20 protein-coding genes are annotated in these 16,286 nt (G+C 70.0%); 7 read left to right on the forward strand and 13 right to left on the reverse strand.

What is annotated here, in order from left to right:
* Nucleotides 1-382: RsmE family RNA methyltransferase (locus ACYVE7_RS14755; RefSeq protein WP_460365248.1), on the reverse strand; the 382-nt coding region annotated here is incomplete at its 3' end.
* 142 nt (nucleotides 383-524) lie between these two features.
* Between ACYVE7_RS14755 and ACYVE7_RS14760 the strand changes: the two genes are divergently transcribed.
* On the forward strand, nucleotides 525-941 hold the full coding sequence (locus ACYVE7_RS14760) for a VOC family protein (RefSeq protein WP_460365249.1): 417 nt from the start codon (nucleotides 525-527) through the stop codon (nucleotides 939-941).
* Between the two features lie 98 nt (nucleotides 942-1,039).
* Here the strand turns inward: ACYVE7_RS14760 and dnaJ are convergent, their stop codons facing one another.
* The gene (gene dnaJ / locus ACYVE7_RS14765) at nucleotides 1,040-2,176 is read right to left on the reverse strand and encodes a molecular chaperone DnaJ (protein WP_460365268.1); all 1,137 of its coding nucleotides are present in this window, start codon (nucleotides 2,174-2,176) and stop codon (nucleotides 1,040-1,042) included.
* Complete coding sequence (hrcA, locus tag ACYVE7_RS14770) at nucleotides 2,170-3,183, reverse strand: heat-inducible transcriptional repressor HrcA (RefSeq protein WP_460365250.1); 1,014 nt, start codon at nucleotides 3,181-3,183, stop codon at nucleotides 2,170-2,172. The genes dnaJ and hrcA overlap by 7 nt, the downstream gene beginning before the upstream one ends.
* A gap of 89 nt (nucleotides 3,184-3,272) precedes the next feature.
* Between hrcA and ACYVE7_RS14775 the strand changes: the two genes are divergently transcribed.
* From ACYVE7_RS14775 to ACYVE7_RS14785, 3 genes are read left to right on the forward strand one after another with little or no spacing between them, the layout of a single operon-like run.
* The gene (locus tag ACYVE7_RS14775) at nucleotides 3,273-4,070 is read left to right on the forward strand and encodes an MBL fold metallo-hydrolase (RefSeq protein WP_460365251.1); all 798 of its coding nucleotides are present in this window, start codon (nucleotides 3,273-3,275) and stop codon (nucleotides 4,068-4,070) included.
* A 32-nt stretch (nucleotides 4,071-4,102) separates the two neighbouring features.
* A complete protein-coding gene (locus ACYVE7_RS14780; RefSeq protein ID WP_460365252.1) occupies nucleotides 4,103-4,915 on the forward strand; it encodes a DUF3097 domain-containing protein in 813 nt (270 codons plus the stop codon).
* 6 nt (nucleotides 4,916-4,921) lie between these two features.
* Nucleotides 4,922-5,335, forward strand: coding sequence for a DUF4870 domain-containing protein (locus tag ACYVE7_RS14785; protein ID WP_460365253.1), 414 nt, complete (start codon nucleotides 4,922-4,924; stop codon nucleotides 5,333-5,335).
* Here the strand turns inward: ACYVE7_RS14785 and hemW are convergent.
* From hemW to ACYVE7_RS14805, 4 genes are all read right to left on the reverse strand, one after another.
* Nucleotides 5,328-6,524, reverse strand: coding sequence for a radical SAM family heme chaperone HemW (hemW, locus tag ACYVE7_RS14790; protein WP_460365254.1), 1,197 nt, complete (start codon nucleotides 6,522-6,524; stop codon nucleotides 5,328-5,330). The two genes, ACYVE7_RS14785 and hemW, sit on opposite strands and share 8 nt — an antisense overlap.
* A gap of 43 nt (nucleotides 6,525-6,567) precedes the next feature.
* On the reverse strand, nucleotides 6,568-7,470 hold the full coding sequence (locus ACYVE7_RS14795) for a TIGR03086 family metal-binding protein (protein ID WP_460365255.1): 903 nt from the start codon (nucleotides 7,468-7,470) through the stop codon (nucleotides 6,568-6,570).
* A gap of 63 nt (nucleotides 7,471-7,533) precedes the next feature.
* Nucleotides 7,534-8,304, reverse strand: coding sequence for a Uma2 family endonuclease (locus tag ACYVE7_RS14800; protein WP_460365256.1), 771 nt, complete (start codon nucleotides 8,302-8,304; stop codon nucleotides 7,534-7,536).
* A gap of 84 nt (nucleotides 8,305-8,388) precedes the next feature.
* Complete coding sequence (locus tag ACYVE7_RS14805; protein WP_460365257.1) at nucleotides 8,389-9,210, reverse strand: MBL fold metallo-hydrolase; 822 nt, start codon at nucleotides 9,208-9,210, stop codon at nucleotides 8,389-8,391.
* 118 nt (nucleotides 9,211-9,328) lie between these two features.
* Between ACYVE7_RS14805 and ACYVE7_RS14810 the strand changes: the two genes are divergently transcribed.
* The gene (locus ACYVE7_RS14810; protein WP_460365259.1) at nucleotides 9,329-10,336 is read left to right on the forward strand and encodes a hypothetical protein; all 1,008 of its coding nucleotides are present in this window, start codon (nucleotides 9,329-9,331) and stop codon (nucleotides 10,334-10,336) included.
* Here ACYVE7_RS14810 and ACYVE7_RS14815 read toward each other — a convergent pair.
* Genes ACYVE7_RS14815 through lepA form a run of 3 tightly spaced genes read right to left on the reverse strand, consistent with a single transcriptional unit; the run spans nucleotide 10,333 to nucleotide 12,993 of the window.
* Nucleotides 10,333-10,596: a hexameric tyrosine-coordinated heme protein gene (locus ACYVE7_RS14815; RefSeq protein WP_460365260.1), complete on the reverse strand. Its 264-nt coding sequence runs from the start codon at nucleotides 10,594-10,596 to the stop codon at nucleotides 10,333-10,335. The genes ACYVE7_RS14810 and ACYVE7_RS14815 overlap by 4 nt on opposite strands.
* 47 nt (nucleotides 10,597-10,643) lie before the next feature.
* Complete coding sequence (locus ACYVE7_RS14820) at nucleotides 10,644-11,156, reverse strand: DUF4870 domain-containing protein (protein ID WP_460365261.1); 513 nt, start codon at nucleotides 11,154-11,156, stop codon at nucleotides 10,644-10,646.
* A gap of 10 nt (nucleotides 11,157-11,166) precedes the next feature.
* Nucleotides 11,167-12,993 (reverse strand): translation elongation factor 4, encoded by a 1,827-nt coding sequence (lepA, locus tag ACYVE7_RS14825; RefSeq protein ID WP_460365262.1) that lies wholly within the window; start codon nucleotides 12,991-12,993, stop codon nucleotides 11,167-11,169.
* A gap of 214 nt (nucleotides 12,994-13,207) precedes the next feature.
* On the opposite strand from lepA, the gene rpsT reads away from it, so the two are divergent.
* The gene (gene rpsT / locus ACYVE7_RS14830; protein ID WP_460365263.1) at nucleotides 13,208-13,474 is read left to right on the forward strand and encodes a 30S ribosomal protein S20; all 267 of its coding nucleotides are present in this window, start codon (nucleotides 13,208-13,210) and stop codon (nucleotides 13,472-13,474) included.
* Between the two features lie 113 nt (nucleotides 13,475-13,587).
* The gene (locus tag ACYVE7_RS14835) at nucleotides 13,588-14,154 is read left to right on the forward strand and encodes an RNA 2'-phosphotransferase (protein ID WP_460365264.1); all 567 of its coding nucleotides are present in this window, start codon (nucleotides 13,588-13,590) and stop codon (nucleotides 14,152-14,154) included.
* A gap of 54 nt (nucleotides 14,155-14,208) precedes the next feature.
* Here the strand turns inward: ACYVE7_RS14835 and ACYVE7_RS14840 are convergent, their stop codons facing one another.
* From ACYVE7_RS14840 to ACYVE7_RS14850, 3 genes are all read right to left on the reverse strand, one after another.
* A complete protein-coding gene (locus tag ACYVE7_RS14840; protein WP_460365265.1) occupies nucleotides 14,209-14,682 on the reverse strand; it encodes a hypothetical protein in 474 nt (157 codons plus the stop codon).
* 112 nt (nucleotides 14,683-14,794) lie between these two features.
* Nucleotides 14,795-15,745: a DNA polymerase III subunit delta gene (gene holA / locus ACYVE7_RS14845; protein WP_460365266.1), complete on the reverse strand. Its 951-nt coding sequence runs from the start codon at nucleotides 15,743-15,745 to the stop codon at nucleotides 14,795-14,797.
* A gap of 26 nt (nucleotides 15,746-15,771) precedes the next feature.
* A partial coding sequence (locus ACYVE7_RS14850; RefSeq protein ID WP_460365267.1) for a ComEC/Rec2 family competence protein occupies nucleotides 15,772-16,286 on the reverse strand: 515 nt, incomplete at its 5' end.

Consider the following 16,286-nt stretch of genomic DNA (forward strand, 5'->3'; position numbering starts at 1 on the left):
TGTCGGACTGCAGGAACCGCCCCGACCGGGCGATCCGGTAGCCGAGCCCCGACTCGGCCGCGATCAGCTCGGCGACGCCCGCCTCGGTCATCACCTCGACGGCCAGCTCGCCGCGCTCCCCCTTGGGCAGCGCCTGCACGACGACGAGCCGCGGCCGCGCGGCCTCCTGGGCCGTCCGTTCCACGACCTCGAGCTCCAGCGCCCCCTTCAGCACCTCGACGACCACGCACCGGGCGCTGCGCCCGGCGCCGTCGGCGAGCACGACCTCCTCGCCGGCCCGCAGCCGCTTCACGGTCGCCGCATGACGCCCTTCGGGGCCGTCCAGCAGCACCCGCGCGCCGTCCAACACACCCGTCTCGACCAGAAACACCGGAGCACTCACGCCTCCATCCTCCCACCGCGCGCACCCGCCCCACGATCGAGACCTTTATCCGCATATGGCCGGAGAGCGGGCTCTCTTGACGGGCCGGCTGCGACGATGGGGCGACGGAACCGATCGAGGAGTCACCGAGGAGAGCCGAAAGATGCCCACGCGCCTCAACCCGTACATCAGCTTCCCCGACGGCCAGGCCAAACAGGCCATGGAGTTCTACCACTCGGTCCTCGGAGGCAGCCTCGCACTGCACACGTTCGGCGAGTACGGCGGCGAGGACGCCCCGTTCGCCGACCAGATCATGCACGGGATGCTGGAGACCGACCTCGGCTTCACCCTGATGGGCGCCGACGTCCCGCCCGGCATGGACGTCGTCTTCGGCAGCAACATCGCCGTCAGCCTCTCCGGCGACGCCGACACCGCCGAAACCCTGCGCACCTACTACAAGTCCCTGTCGGCGGGCGGCACCGTCACGGTGCCGCTGGCGGTCCAGATGTGGGGCGACGAGTTCGGCGCCTGGACCGACCGCTTCGGCATCCCGTGGATGGTCAACATCGGCCAGGGCTGAGCCGGGAACGCGTCCGGGGGGCGGCCGTCACGGCCACCCCCCGGATCACTTCACACCGGTTCGTCGTAGCCCTCACGGAAGGCTTCGGGAACTTCTCTTCAACTGTGGAAGGCGTCCCGGAGGCGGGAGAAGAAGCCCTGCTGGCCGGGGGCGAACTTGCCCGGCGGCCGCTCCTCGCCGCGCAGGACGGCGAGCTGGCGCAGCAGTTCCTCCTGCTCGGGCTCGAGCCTCGTCGGCGTCTCGATGTTGACGTGGATCATCAGATCGCCGCGGCCCGAGGCGTTGAGGTGCTGGGCGCCCCTGCCGTACAGCGGGATGACCTGGCCGGACTGGGTGCCGGGCCGGATGTCGACGTCCTCGGCGCCGTCCAGGGTCTCGATGGTGACCGTGGTGCCGAGAGCGGCGGCCGTCATCGGGATCTGGACGGTGCAGTGCAGGTCGTCGCCGTCCCGCTCGAAGATCGCGTGGGGCCGTTCGACGATCTCCAGGAAGAGGTCGCCCGCCGGTCCGCCGCCGGGGCCGATCTCGCCCTCGCCCGCGAGCTGGATGTGGGTGCCGTGCTCGACACCCGCCGGGATCTTGACCTTGATGGTGCGCTGGGTGCGTACCCGGCCGTCGCCGGAGCACTCGTGGCAGGGGGTCCTGATCACGGAGCCGTAGCCGCCGCACTGCGGGCAGGGGCGCGACGTCATGACCTGGCCGAGGAACGACCGCTGGACCTGCTGGATCTCGCCGCGTCCGTGGCACATGTCACACGGGTCGGGCGTCGTGCCGGGGGCCGCGCCGGTGCCGGTGCAGGAGCCGCAGACCGTCGCGGTGTCGATGGTCAGCTCGCGGGTCGTGCCGAACGCCGTCTCGTTCAGGTCGAGCTCGACCCGGAGGGTGGCGTTGCGGCCGCGGCGGGCGCGGCTGCGGGGGCCCCGCGAGGTCGTCGCGTTGCCGAAGAACGCGTCCATGATGTCGCTGAACGGGAAGCCCGCCCCGCCGAATCCGGCGCCGGCGGCCCCGCCGCCCGAGGCGTACGGGTCGGCCCCGAGGTCGTACATCTCCTTCTTCTTGGGGTCGGAGAGGACCTCGTAGGCCTGGGTGACGTCCTTGAACTTCTCCTGCGACGCGGCGTCGGGGTTGACGTCCGGGTGCAGCTCACGGGCGAGCCTGCGATAGGCCTTCTTGATCTCGTCGGGGGTCGCGTTGCGGCTCACTCCGAGAGTGGCGTAGTAGTCGCGCACTACGATCCCGCCAGAATCTGACCGACGTAACGTGCCACAGCGCGTACCGCTCCCATCGTTCCGGGGTAATCCATTCGTGTGGGGCCTAGCACCCCGAGCCGGGCCAGGGCGAGCCCGTCGGCACCGTATCCGGTGGCGACGACGGAGGTGGACCGGAGCCCCTCCATCTGGTTCTCGGTGCCGATCCGGACGGTGAGGGTGGCCGGATCGCCCGTCTCCCCCAACAACCGCATCAGCACCACTTGTTCCTCGAGCGCTTCCAAGACGTCACGGAGCGACTGCGAGAAATCTACGTGAGCGAGGTTCGCCGCGCCCGCGAAGACGATCTTTTCTTCATGCCGTTCGACCAGGGTCTCCAGCAGAACCGACAGCACCGCCACCGCGATCGGCCTGTCCTCGGCGGGGACCCGCTCGGACAGATCGGCGACGGCGAGGGGCACCTCGGCGAGCGCGCGCCCGTCGAGCAGCCCGTTCAGTACCGCACGAAGGTGGGCTATCGAGTCCTCCGTCACATCGGAAGAGGTCTCGATCACCCGCTGCTCGACCCGGCCCGTGTCGGTGATCAGTACCAGCAGGAGCCGCCGCTGCGCGACGGGCACCAGCTCGATGTGCCGTACCGAGGACCGGTTCAGCGACGGGTACTGCACGACCGCCACCTGCCGGGTGAGCTGTGCGAGCAGCCGCACCGTCCGGTGGACGACGTCGTCCAGATCATAGGCGCCGCCGAGGAACGATTCGATCGCCCGCCGTTCCGCCGAGGACAGCGGCTTGATCGTCGACAGTTTGTCGACGAACAGCCGGTAGCCCTTGTCGGTGGGGATCCGGCCCGCGCTGGTGTGGGGCTGGGTGATGTACCCCTGCTCCTCCAGCACGGCCATGTCGTTGCGGACCGTCGCCGGCGACACGCCCAGCGCGTGCCTCTCGGCGAGTGCCTTCGAGCCCACGGGCTCGTTGGTGGACACGTAGTCCTCGACGATGGCGCGCAGAATCGAAAGCTTGCGATCATCCAGCAACGCGCTCACCTCCTGCCTGGCACTCCCAGTCTACGAGTGCCAAGTGTACGGTCCCTGAGGCGGAAGTCGATGTGCGAGAGGCTGGAACCATGCTTTGGGAAGAGGTGGGCGACCGCTGCTACCGCCGCCGGTACCACGATTTCGACGTCAGTGTGGGGGTCGTCACCGGCAGGCACGGCGCGGTGCTGATCGACACACTGGCCTCGCCCGCCCTGGGCGCGACGCTCCGTGACGATCTGCGCGAGCTCGGCTGCGGCGAGCCCGTCGCGGTGATCAACACCCATGGTCATTTCGATCACTGTTTCGGCAACGGGGCCTTCACCGGCCTCTTCTGGGGACACACCGATCTGCCCGAGTATCTCAGGCGCGAAGCCTGGACCACCATGGCCCTGGACGATCCGGACTGGGCGGCCTCCGTCGCGGGGATCGAGGTGCCCGCGCCGACCGAACTGGTCGCCGACCGCGCCCTGATCGACCTCGGCGACCGGCTGGTGGAGCTGCACCATCTGGGCCGCGGCCACACCGGCCACGATCTGGTCGCCTACGTGCCGGACTCGGGCGTGCTGTTCGCGGGCGATCTCGTCGAGGAGGCGGGGCCGCCCGCCTACGGGCCCGACAGCTTCCCGCTCGACTGGCCGATCACCCTGACCCGGCTGCTGGAGCTGCGGCCCGAGCAGATCGTCCCGGGCCACGGGGCGGTCGTCGGCCGGGACTTCGCCCGCGACCAGCGGGACGCCGTCGCGGCCGTCGCCCACACGATCCGCGAGTCCCACGACGCGGGGCTCGACCCGATCAAGGCGCTGACGGCGTGCGACTGGCCCTACGACCCGGTCGTCCTGCTGCACGCCGTCCGCCGCGCCTACCAGCACCTCGCCCCGCCTGAGTAGCAGGTGTCACAGGAGTTGATTAGGGTCGGTGCGTGGACTACGGACAGGACGTTCTGGCGGGTGAATGGCGGCTTCCCAAGAAGGGGACCATCCCCGACGTCGAGGCCGAGCGCGACCTGGTCGTCGAGGACCCCGACAGCGGGTTCTGCGGCGCGGTCGTCGCGTGCGGCAAGGACGAGGTGACCCTGGAGGACCGCGACGGCCGACGCCGTGTCTTCCCGCTGGCCAAGGCCGGGTTCCTGATCGACGGCAGGCCCGTCACCCTGGTCCGGCCCGTGCCGAAGCTGTCGGGCCGCCAGGTCAGGACGGCGTCGGGGTCGATCGCGGTCCGCGATCACAAGGCGCGGGTGGCGCTGGAGTCGCGGATCTATGTCGAGGGCGTCCACGACGCCGAGCTCGTCGAGAAGATCTGGGGCCATGACCTGCGGGTCGAGGGCGTCGCCGTGGAGTTCCTGGAGGGCATCGACGATCTGCCGCGGATCGTCGCGGAGTTCGAGCCCGGTCCCGGGCGGCGGCTCGGGGTGCTCGTCGACCATCTCGTCGAGGGGTCCAAGGAGTGGCGGATCGCCTGCCAGATCGACCATCCGGACGTCCTGATCACCGGGCATCCCTACATCGACATCTGGGCGGCGGTGAAGCCGCAGGCCGTCGGGATCAGGGCGTGGCCGCAGGTCCCGCGCGGTTTCGACTGGAAAGAGGGCGTGTGCGCTCGGCTCGGGTGGCCCGCCGACACGCGCGGCGCCTGGCGGCGGATCCTCGGCGCGGTGAAGAGCTGGGCCGATCTGGAACCAGAACTGCTGGGGCGCGTCGAAGAGTTGATTGATTTCGTCACGACCGAGGAGTGATCGCTCGTGTTCCCCCGCCACCAGGGTCCGCAGCCGACGCCGACCGTGGAGATGCCGCCCGCGTTCGCCGCCGGGTACCACGGCGGATCCACCACCCCGGATGAGCGCAACTGGGCGCTGACCGCCTACATCGGCCAGTTCCTGTTCTGGGCGCTCCCGCCGCTGTACGTCTACTTCACCAAGCGCGGCCGTTCGGCGTACGCGCGCCACCACGGCCGTCAGGCGCTGAACCTGGCGTTGACCACCGGGATCGTGTTCGCGGCGGCGGTGCTGCTGGCCAACTGGATTCCGGGTGCGCTCTGGGTGGGGCTCGGCTGGGCCGCGATCTCGATGGGGCTGGTCGTGTTCAGCGCGACCCGGGTGAACCGGGGCGCTTGGCACACCATCCCCGCGCCGTTCGCCTTCAAGATCGTCAAGTGAGGTCGCGGACGACGGCGTCCGCCAGCAGCCTTCCCTGAAGGGTGAGGACGGCCCTGCCGTCCTCGATCACCAGCAGGCCGCGGCGCACCTGCTCCCGGACGAGCGCGGCGTCCAGGAGCTCCAGCGGGCAGCCTTCGCGCAGCCGGATCTCCAGCAGGATCCGTTCGACCTTCCTGGTCTCCTCGTCCAGCACCTCACGGGCGTGGGCCGGGGTGATCGTCTGGTGCAGGCGCTGCGCGTAGGCCGCCGGATGCTTGACGTTCCACCAGCGCGTGCCGCCGATATGGCTGTGCGCGCCAGGGCCCGCCCCCCACCAGTCGGCGCCCTGCCAGTACAGGACGTTGTGCCGGCACTCGCCGCCGGGCAGCGCCCAGTTCGACAGCTCGTACCACTGCATCCCGGCCGCGCCCAGCAGCTCGTCGGCCATCAGATAGCGGTCGGCCATCGCGTCGTCGTCGGGCTCGGCCAGCTCGCCGCGCTTCACCTGGCCCGCGAGTTTCGTGCCCTCCTCGACGATCAGCGCGTACGCCGAGACATGGTCGGGCCCGGCGGCGAGGGCCGATTCCAGGGAGGCGCGCCAGTCGTCGTCGCTCTCCCCCGGCGTCCCGTAGATCAGGTCGAGGTTGACGTGCCGGAAGCCCGCCTCCTTGGCCTGCCGGACCACGACGGGGACCTTGGCGGGCGTGTGGGTGCGGTCGAGGGCGTCCAGGACGTGCTGGCGGGCGCTCTGCATCCCGTAGGAGATCCGGGTGAAGCCGCCGTCGAGCAGGCCGTCCAGGTAGGCGGGGTCGACCGTCTCCGGGTTGGCCTCGGTGGTGACCTCGGCGCCCGCCGCCAGCCCGAACTCGTCCCGGACGGCCGCGAGCACCCGGCCGAGGTCGCCGGGCGGCAGCAGGGTCGGGGTGCCGCCGCCGACGAACACCGTCTGGACGGGCAGGTCGGCGCCGCCGAGCACCTTGCGGGCCAGCCGCACCTCGGAGATCAGGGTGTCGGCGTAGGAGTCGCGGGACGCGCCGGGCCCCAGCTCGGTGGCCGTGTAGGTGTTGAAGTCGCAGTAGCCGCAGCGCGTCACACAGAACGGGACGTGCAGATAGAACCCGAACGGCCTGCCGCCCAGCCCTTCCAGCGCGGTGGGCGGGAGCGACCCGTCGGCGGGCACGGGGTCGCCTTCAGGCAGGATCGACGGCATCCCCCCAGTCTGCCCGACCCCCCGACCTCCCCGGTCTGGCCGCTCAGCCCCGCCAGGCGGGGTCGCGGCCGATGAAGCCGAGGAAGCGATCCTGGGGCGCGGCCCGCTCGGGCACCGGGACGGGTTCGGCCATGAACGTGCCGCGCATCTCCGGCTTGAGGTTCGTGGTCACGAAACCGTGGGCGAGCTCGACGGTCTCGGCGTCGAGCTCCAGTGGACGGCCGGTGGCGACGGCCAGATCCCAGGAGTGGCCGGCCAGCTCGACGATCTGCTGGCTGATCGACCAGCGGGCGTCCAGGGTTCCGGCGGGCGTCGCGCGGACCCGTTCCAGGGCGTCGGGATCGGCCCAGGAGGCGCGCAGGGCGTCGGCCGAGGCGGCGAACGCGGCGCTCCAGCCGTCCCCCGCCGGAACGGGCTCGGCCCCCGCGAACTCGGCGATCTGCCGGATCACATGGCCGACGAGGGCGGCGACGTCCCACTCGGGGCAGGGGGTGGGCGCGGACGCCCGCGCGGGATCGGTCTCGGCGATCAGCGCGGCCATCCGGTCCAGCCCCCGCTCCAGGACGGGCAGGACGGCACGCGCCTCGGTGGCCCGCAGCAGATCGGCCGGGTCCATCACCCGGCGGACCTCGATGCCCTCACCCTCGGCGTCGCACGGGACCGGGATGCGCAGCGCCCAGTCCAGGGCCTCCTCCCGGGAGCCCACCTCGATGATCCAGAAACCCGCGATCAGCTCCTTGGACTCGGTGAACGGGCCGTCGACCACCCGGCCCTTGCCCTGGGTGTAGGCGATCCGCGCGCCCTTGGAGCTGGGGTAGAGCCCTTCGGCCGCGAGCAGCGCGCCCGCCGCGACGAGCTCGGCGTTGAAATCGTGCATCGCCTGGATGTAGTCGTCGTCGGGCAGCACGCCCGCCTCGCTGTCCTCGCTGACCAATCCCATGATCATGAATTTCACGGTGGACCTCCCGCTCCCTTCTACCCCAGGCCGGGGCCCGGCTGCAGCCGAACCTCAGACGTCGCCCGGCACGTCGATCCGGATCGCGCGGGTCTTGAGCTCGGCGTCGTGGTCGGCGGGCAGGATCGTCATCGTGCCGGGAAGGCCGGGCTTCTGGTCGAGCCGGACGACACGGCCCGGGTAGGCGCGCTCGGCGATCTCGACGTCGCGCTCGTCCCAGCGGCCGTAGAAGACGGGCGCGCCGTCCTGGAGTTCGGTCTTCTCCGCGCCGGTCGGCCAGCGCCGTGCGAACGAGTCGACCTGGAAGGTCTCCCCGGCCGACGGCAGGTCAGGGCCGTTCTCGAAGTCCATGTCGGCTCCCCTCACCGGGCCGCGCCACGGCGGCAGGCCGTGGAACAGGTCGTCCGGTCGAATCTCGATCTTGAACGGTTCGGTGAGCTGCACCGACTGGTCCCTGCGGAGCACGGCGCGCTCGGTGTAGCGGCCGTCGGCGAGCTCGAAGATGTGCATCGTGACGTCCGGTTCGCCCAGGTCGACCACCCAGTAGCAGGGGATGCCGTGCCGGGCGTACAGGTCCTTCTTGGCGCCCAGATCACGGTCCCTGGACGCCTCCGAGGTCACCTCGACGGCCAGCAGCGGAGCGCCGAGGATCTCGCCGCCGCGCCGCTGCGCCTGCGCGTAGACCATCAGGTCGACGGGGATCTTGGTGCCCCGGGTGAGGCGGGCCGCCGAACACGTAGACGTCGCCATGTCGCCGTATTCGGCGATCATCACGGGGGCCACCAGGTCGGCGACGAGGATCTGGTGGAGAAGGTCATGAGCCACGACGCACAGTCTTCACGTCGCGACTCCCCGTCACCACCGGTTTGGGATGATCCCTGGGAATCGGTTCGGTGACGGCGCGCGCCGCTACCCGGCGGACAGGGTGCGGAACTCGACCGGGTCGTGCGAGGAGAAGATCGTGACCTTGTCGCCGTGGTCCCTGGCCAGCTCGTGGAGACGGCGCTGGTTGGCGTGGCGCAGGCCGCCGTCGACCTGGACCAGCGACTGGAAGAACCGCAGGCCGGGCGTGGAGTGGGGCCGTACCGGGTCGACCTCGCCGCGGTAGAAGTAGGAGTCGCCCGCGTGCAGCAGCCAGCCCTCGTCGGTCTCGACGGCGATGCCCACATGGCCGCGGGTGTGGCCGGGAAGCGGGATCAGCAGCAGGCCGCCGGGCAGCTCGCGGACCGACTCGAAGCCGAACCAGCGATCGCCGCCGTCCAGGTCGTGCAGCTTCCAGTCGGGACGGTGCGCCCACTGGACGGGCCGGTAGCGCGGGCGTTCGCGGCGGGTGGGGTTCATCGCGGCGTGGTGCTCGGGGCCGTACACGTGCACCTGGGCCCGCGGGAAGTCCGGAATGCCGCCCGCGTGGTCGAGGTCGAGGTGGGTCAGCACGATGTGCCGGACGTCGGCCGGGTCGAGCCCGAGGGCCGTGATCTGGGCGTGAGCGGTTTCGGCGGAGCTCAGCGCCGGACGGGTCAGGGCGACGAACTCGCGGCCGAGCTGGCGGGACGGCTGGGCGACGGCGTCGCGGCCGATCCCGGTGTCCAGCAGGATCAGGCCGTCGGAGTCGGTCTCGATCAGCACGCAGTGGCAGACCATCTCACCCGCGGCCAGCAGCTTGCCCGTCCCGTTGAGCAGTTTGGCCGAGCCGGGACGCATCGTGCCGCAGTTGAGGTGACGCACGCGCATGTGAAGACCTCCAGTACACCGTACGAATTGGGGTGAACCTAACCTTTGCCCTATACGCCGTACAACGTGAATTTCGCCATATAAGGTCATTCCGTTGAGATCATCATCGGAGGGTCGTATGGCCGAGCAGGGCGTTCTGGCACGGATTCGGCGGGGGTTCGCCGGACAGCTGAGCTGGTCCGGTTCGTGGCGGGGCGAGCTGAACGCCCAGGCCGAAAGGCTCACCACCCTCGCCCGCGCCGCCGATCTCGACGATACCGGCCGGGCCGAGGTCGCGTCGGCACTCGACGCGGCCCGCCGCGCCTGCCGCGAGTGGCCAGGGCCCACCGACTGGATCACCGGGCGGTCGCGGATCGCCTGGGTGCGGCTGCACGCCGCCGAGACCCAGATCCTGTGCGCGCTCCCCGACGACACGCTCCGCGGCTGGCTGCCCTACATCCTGGCCGTCTGCCGGCGGTTCCTGCCCGCCAAGGACACCCAGCTCCTCGCCGTCGAGGCCGCCTACCCCGAGCTGGCCACCGCCGAGCGGCTCACCGCCGCCGACCGCGCGCTGCTCGGCTCGGCCCTCACCCGCGCCTACGACCTGCGCAACAGCGACCACGAACGGTCCCGCCGGTTCCGCAACGCCCTGATCGGCGGGGTGATCGTGATCACCGGGCTGATGCTGACGATCATCCTGGTGGCCGGCGAGTGGCCGGACAGCCTGTCGCTCTGCACCGTCCCGGGACCGGAGGACGGGCGGTCGATCTGCCCGTCCAGCGACTCCTCCAGACCGGCACGCGGCGACCTGCCGCTGATCGCGCTCCTCGGGGTGCTGGGGGCCGCTCTGGCCGTCGCGCGGCCGCTCTCGGACCACCGGCAGCAGCAGCGCTACAGCCTGGCGATCCCGCTGTTCCTGCTGAAACTGCCGATCGGGGCGGCCACGGCCGTCGCGGGGCTGTGGGCGTTGAACAGCAACTTCGTGCCGGGGGTCGCGTCGATCGACTCACGGCCCGCGATGTTCTTCTGGGCGGTCGTCCTCGGCTACGGGCAGCAGCTGCTGACCAGGATCCTCGACAACCGCGCCGCGACCCTCGACGAGCCCGCCGTCGCCCCGGCCGCGCCCGTCCCACCGCCCGCGGACTAGGCGTGCGCGTGGCCGCGCTTCCAGGACGGCTCCCGCCAGTAGTCGTTCGCGGCGGCGATGGTCTGGAACTCGATGGCGACGACCTGCGCCGCCTCCATCAGCGAGTCGGGGACGTCGGCGTACTTGAGCCGGCCCGCCTTCAGCACCTCGGAGTCCGGCTGGATCGCCTTGATCGACTTGCGGGCCATGATGATGGCCAGCTCGCGTCCCTCCTGCGGCGTTGCGCAGAACAGCGAGTTGCCCGGCACGAATTCTTCCATGATCGAATACTTGCCGGGCGGACGGTTACGGCAAACCCTCCGGACGGTCAGGTGACGATCGGATAGGCGATCCACTGCGGGTAGCGATACCACTCGCCCCGGTTCGCCGCGATTCCCGCGAGGATCAGATAGATCACCTGGGCGATGGCCAGCGCCACCAGCAGGATCACCCCGACCCCGCAGGTGACGATCGTGATGATCGTGCCGACGAGCCCGTAGATCAGGCCGGTGAGCGTCAGGTTCAGCGCCTGGGCGGCGTTGTACCGGATGAACGCCGACCGGTCCTTGTAGACGAGATAGATGACCAGCGGCACCAGGAAGTTGAAGAACGCCAGGAAGCAGATGGCGACGAGGGTGCCGAGGTGGGCGAGCATCCCCCACGTCCGCTCCTCCGACGGGCTGACCGGCGGGCCGCCGTAACCGCCCTGCTGGTACCCGCCCGGCAGGGTGCCGCCGTAGGGGTTGAACCCCTGCGGCGGCGGGCCCGGCTGCTGTCCGTACGGCTGCTGCTGCCCGTAGGGGTTCTGCTCCTCGGGCGGAGGGGGCGGGGTCCAGCTCACCGGGTCCTCGCTATTTCTTGGGCTTGTCGGCGGACGAACCAGTGGAGAGGGCGGCGACGAAGGCCTCCTGCGGGACGTCGACCCGGCCGATGGTCTTCATCTTCTTCTTGCCCTCCTTCTGCTTCTCCAGGAGCTTACGCTTGCGGGAGATGTCGCCGCCGTAGCACTTGGCGAGGACGTCCTTGCGGATGGCGCGGATGTTCTCACGGGCGATCACGCGGGCGCCGATGGCGGCCTGGATCGGCACCTCGTACTGCTGCCGCGGGATCAGTTCCTTGAGCTTGCTGGTCATCATCAGGCCGTAGTCGCGCGCCTTGTCGGCGTGGACGATCTGGCTGAACGCGTCGACCGACTCGCCCTGCAGCAGGATCTCGACCTTGACGAGCTGGGACTCCTGCTCGCCGTGGGGTTCGTAGTCCAGCGACGCGTAGCCGCGGGTGCGGGACTTGAGCTGGTCGAAGAAGTCGAAGATGATCTCGCCGAGCGGCAGCGTGTACTTGATCTCGACCCTGTCCTCCGACAGGTAGTCCATGCCGAGCAGCACACCGCGGCGGCCCTGGCAGAGCTCCATGATCGTGCCGATGAACTCGCTCGGCGCGAGGACCGTCGCCCGGACGATCGGCTCGTACACCTTGGAGATCTTGCCGTCCGAGGGGTACTCGGACGGGTTCGTCACGATGTGCTCCTGGCCGTTCTCCATGACGACCCGGTAGATGACGCTCGGGGCCGTCGAGATCAGGGCGAGGTTGAACTCACGCTCCAGCCGCTCCCGGACGATCTCCATATGGAGCAGGCCGAGGAAGCCGCAGCGGAAGCCGAAGCCCAGCGCGAGGGAGGTCTCCGGCTCGTAGACCAGGGCGGCGTCGTTGAGGCGGAGCTTGTCGAGCGCGTCGCGGAGCTCGGGATAGTCGTCGCCGTCGATCGGGTACAGGCCCGAGTAGACCATCGGCCTGGGGTTGTCGTAGCCGCCCAGCGACTCGGGAGCCGGCTTGGACGCCATGGTGATCGTGTCGCCGACCCGCGCCTGGCGGACGTCCTTCACACCCGAGATCAGATAGCCGACCTCACCGACGCCGAGCCCCTCCGTGGAGATCGGCTCCGGCGAGATCACGCCGACCTCGAGGGTGTCGTGGGCGGAGCCCGTCGACATCATCAGCGACTTCTCACGGCGCGTGATCCGGCCGTCGACCACCCGGATGTAGGTGACGACGCCGCGGTAGGTGTCGTAGACCGAGTCGAAGATCAGCGCCCGGGCGGGGGCGTCGGCGTCACCGACCGGGGCCGGGACCTCCTTGACGATCAGATCGAGCAGCTCGGCGACGCCCGCGCCGGTCTTGCCGGACACCCGCAGCACCGAGTCGGGGTCGCAGCCGATGATCCCGGCGATCTCCTCGGCGACCTTCTCCGGCTGCGCCGCCGGCAGGTCGATCTTGTTGAGGACCGGGATGATGTGCAGGTCGGCCTCGATCGCCATGTACAGGTTGGCGAGGGTCTGCGCCTCGATGCCCTGCGCGGCGTCGACCAGCAGGATCGCGCCCTCACAGGCGGCGAGCGAGCGGCTGACCTCGTAGGAGAAGTCCACGTGGCCCGGGGTGTCGATCATGTTCAGCACATGATCCTTCCAAGGCAGCCGGACGGCCTGCGACTTGATCGTGATGCCGCGTTCCCGCTCGATGTCCATCCGGTCCAGGTACTGGGCGCGCATGGATCGGTCGTCGACGACCCCGGTGAGCTGCAGCATCCGGTCGGCCAGGGTCGATTTGCCATGGTCGATGTGCGCGATGATGCAGAAGTTGCGGATCACCGCGGGGTCGGTGTGGTTCGGTACGGGCGGCACGCGGTTCCTTGGATTGCCGGTTGACGTGGAGATCTTCCACCTACCATGGTCCCATGTCCGGGCCGGTGCTCCCGACCGTGTTGGGGGTCGGCCCTTTTGGTTGGTAGTCTGTTTCCTTGCGTGTGGGTGCGTGTGTCTCCGTGCCCGCTAGTCCGAACCGGCTGCTCGGGCTTCCGCACCCCATCCGTAACCTGTCAAACAAGAGGCTTTCTTCGTGGCGAACATCAAGTCCCAGATCAAGCGGAACAAGCAGAACGAGAAGGCTCGCCTGCGCAACAAGGCGGTCAAGAGCGAACTGAAGTCCGCCATCCGCAAGTTCCGTGAGGCCGCCGCCGGCACCGACGCCGAGGCCACCACCGCCGCGCTCCGCAACGCGACCCGCAAGCTGGACAAGGCCGTCAGCAAGGGCGTCATCCACAAGAACCAGGCCGCGAACCGCAAGTCCGCGATCGCCAAGCAGGCCGCTCAGCTGGCCAAGTAAGGCCGCACACAGCTCTTCCACGAAAAGGCCGGGGAGGCTTCTCCCCGGCCTTTTCGCTGCCCTCCTTTATCGGGGTGAACTCAGGCGGCGCCGCCGGTTACGCTGCCCTCATCATGGATGAGAAGAAAGTGGTGAGCGTCTCCAAATACCTCGCCAAACACCTGCGCCACGAACCCGAGCGCCTCGGGCTGGTGCTCGACCGGGCCGGCTGGACGCCGATCAGCGACCTGCTGACGGCCTGCGCCCGCGCCGGAAAGCCGATCACGCTCGACGAACTCCGGCACGTGGTCGCCGTCAACGACAAGCAGCGGTTCGCGATCTCCGAGGACGGGCTGCTGATCCGGGCGAACCAGGGCCATTCACTCCCCATCGATCTGGCGCTGCCCCTGGCCGTCCCGCCGGCGGTGCTCTACCACGGCACGGTCGCCAAGTTCCTGCCCGTGATCCTCGCCGAGGGCCTCCGCCCGATGAGCCGGCACGACGTCCATCTGTCCCCCGACACGGCGACCGCGCACGCCGTGGGCTCCCGCCGCGGACGGCCCGTCATCCTCACCGTCGCCGCCGCACGCATGCACGCCGACGGCCACCTTTTCCGCCAGTCCGCCAACGGCGTCTGGCTGACCCCGGCCGTACCCCGCACCTACCTCACCACCCCACCACACCGCCCCCGTTCCTCCTGAGCCGACCGCCGCTGCGCTGCGAGCTCCCGCACGGGGGCGCACGGTGGGATCGGGTCAGGGGTAGCCGATGGCTTTGTCGGCGTCGGCCCAGGTCAGGGTGGGGATGACCCAGTCGGGGGCCGGTTCGTCCTGGGGGCCGAAGAGGTAGCGGTGGGGGACGATGTCGCGGATGGCGCGGTGGACGTCCATCCGGTCGTCGATCATGTGGGTGATGCCGAGGTCGGCGCAGTGGATCGCCTTGTCGGAGCGGAGCCGGCAGTAGTGGATGTGGTCGCGCGGGATGCCGGTGCGGGCGTAGAAGTCGTGGTGTTCGAGCCAGGCCAGCGACTTGCACTCGCTCTCCAGACTGACGCGGGAGATCACCCAGGCCCGTCCGTTGAAACGTTCCACCAGCCGCGGCAGCACGTCGAAGGCACCTTCGATCAGTGGCATTTCGGTCGGATCGTCCAGGAACACCCGACCGTGGGCGTCCCGGTTCGCGCCGACCACCACCCGTCCCAGATCGACGCCCAGCCTCGCTTCTCCCATGCGTCCCACCCTGTCCGTCCGGCTCCGCGCCCGCAACCCGCCCGCCGATCACCGTGACGAGAACCACTTCGGGCGAGCATTCCGGCGTCGATGTGCCACGGTACCCGCGCTGTCAGCGCATCGACCGGGCTCCGACGATCTCTTTGACGGCCTTCTCCAGCGCGTAGGACGCGTCGGCCGCGCCGCCCTTGACGGCTCCGTCGGTGTCCGCGACGACCGTCAGCGCCCGCGCGATCCCGTCCGGCGACCAGCCCCGCACCTGCTTCTGCAGCCGCTCGATCTTCCACGGCGGCATCCCGAGCTGCTTGGCCAGCGAAAAGCCGTTGCCGCGCGCCCCCTGCACCTTCGCCAGACCGCGCACCCCCTGCGCCAGCGCGCTGTTGATCAGTACCGCGGGCACCCCTGTCGACAGCGCCCAGCGGAGCTGCTCCATCGCCTCCCCGAGCTTCCCCTCGACGGCCAGGTCGGCGACGTTGAACCCGCTGACCTCGGCCTTGCCCTTGTGGTACCGGCCGACGGCCGCGTCGTCGATCTTCCCTCCGGTGTCGGAGACGAGCTGACTGCACGCCGCCGCGATCTCCCGAAGATCGTTCCCGATGGCCTCGAGCAGCATCTGCGCCGCCGCCACACTGATCGTCCCGCCGAGCCGCCGGACCTCCCCCTTCAGGAAGTCCAGCCGCTCCCCCGCCTTAGTGATCTTCGGGCAGGAGATCTTCCGCACTCCTTTGGCCTTCCCCCAGGCCTCCAGCAGCGCCTTCCCCTTCACGCCGCCCGCATGGACGAGTACCAGCGTGATGTCGTCCTGCGGCGCTTTCACATACTTCGTCACTTCCCCTGCGAGGTCTTTCCCGAGGTCCTGCGCGCTCCGAAGCACCAGCACCTTCCCCCCGCCGAACAGCGACGGCGACGTCAACTCGACCAGCCGCCCCACTTCAAGCGTCGCCGGCGTCAGATCGACGACCTCGGTCTCGGGATCCCCCCGCCGAGCCTCCCCCACGATCTCCCCGACCGCCCGCTCGACCAGCAGTTCCTCATCCCCGACCACCACCGTCACCGCATCCACCCCCCCAGCATCCCACGCAGTGGGGGTTATGGGGGGTGGCCGTGGGGGACGGTGGAGAGGCCGGAGGGGGTGAGGGTGACGGCCAGGTCGCCGGAGAGGTCGGTGCGTTCGGTTCGGGTGGGGTGGAGGAGGGAGAGGGTGCGGGCGGCGGGGTGGCCGTAGTCGTTGTGGGCGCCGGCCGAGATGAGGGCCAGACGGGCATGGGCGGCGGCGAGGAAAGGCGGGAGCTGGCGGGCGCTGCCGTGGTGGGGGACTTTGAGGACGTCCACTTGGGGGACGCGGTCGATGAGCGCCTGCTGAGCTTCCTCCTCGACGTCGCCGGGGAGCAGGGCGGACAAGCCGTCCCAGCGGGCCACGATCACCAGGCTGGTGTTGTTGATCGTGGAGCCGGTGTCGTCCGCGCCGAGCCTGGTTCGGGTGAGCGGGCCGAGGATCTCCAGTTCGACGGCGCCGGAGCGCCAGCGCTGCCCGGCGAGCCCCGGCGTCAGGGCGACTGCGCGACCGGTGCGGGCGGTCGACGGCGGAGCGTCCGGGGAGCGGG

Source organism: Actinocorallia lasiicapitis (assembly GCF_054778695.1).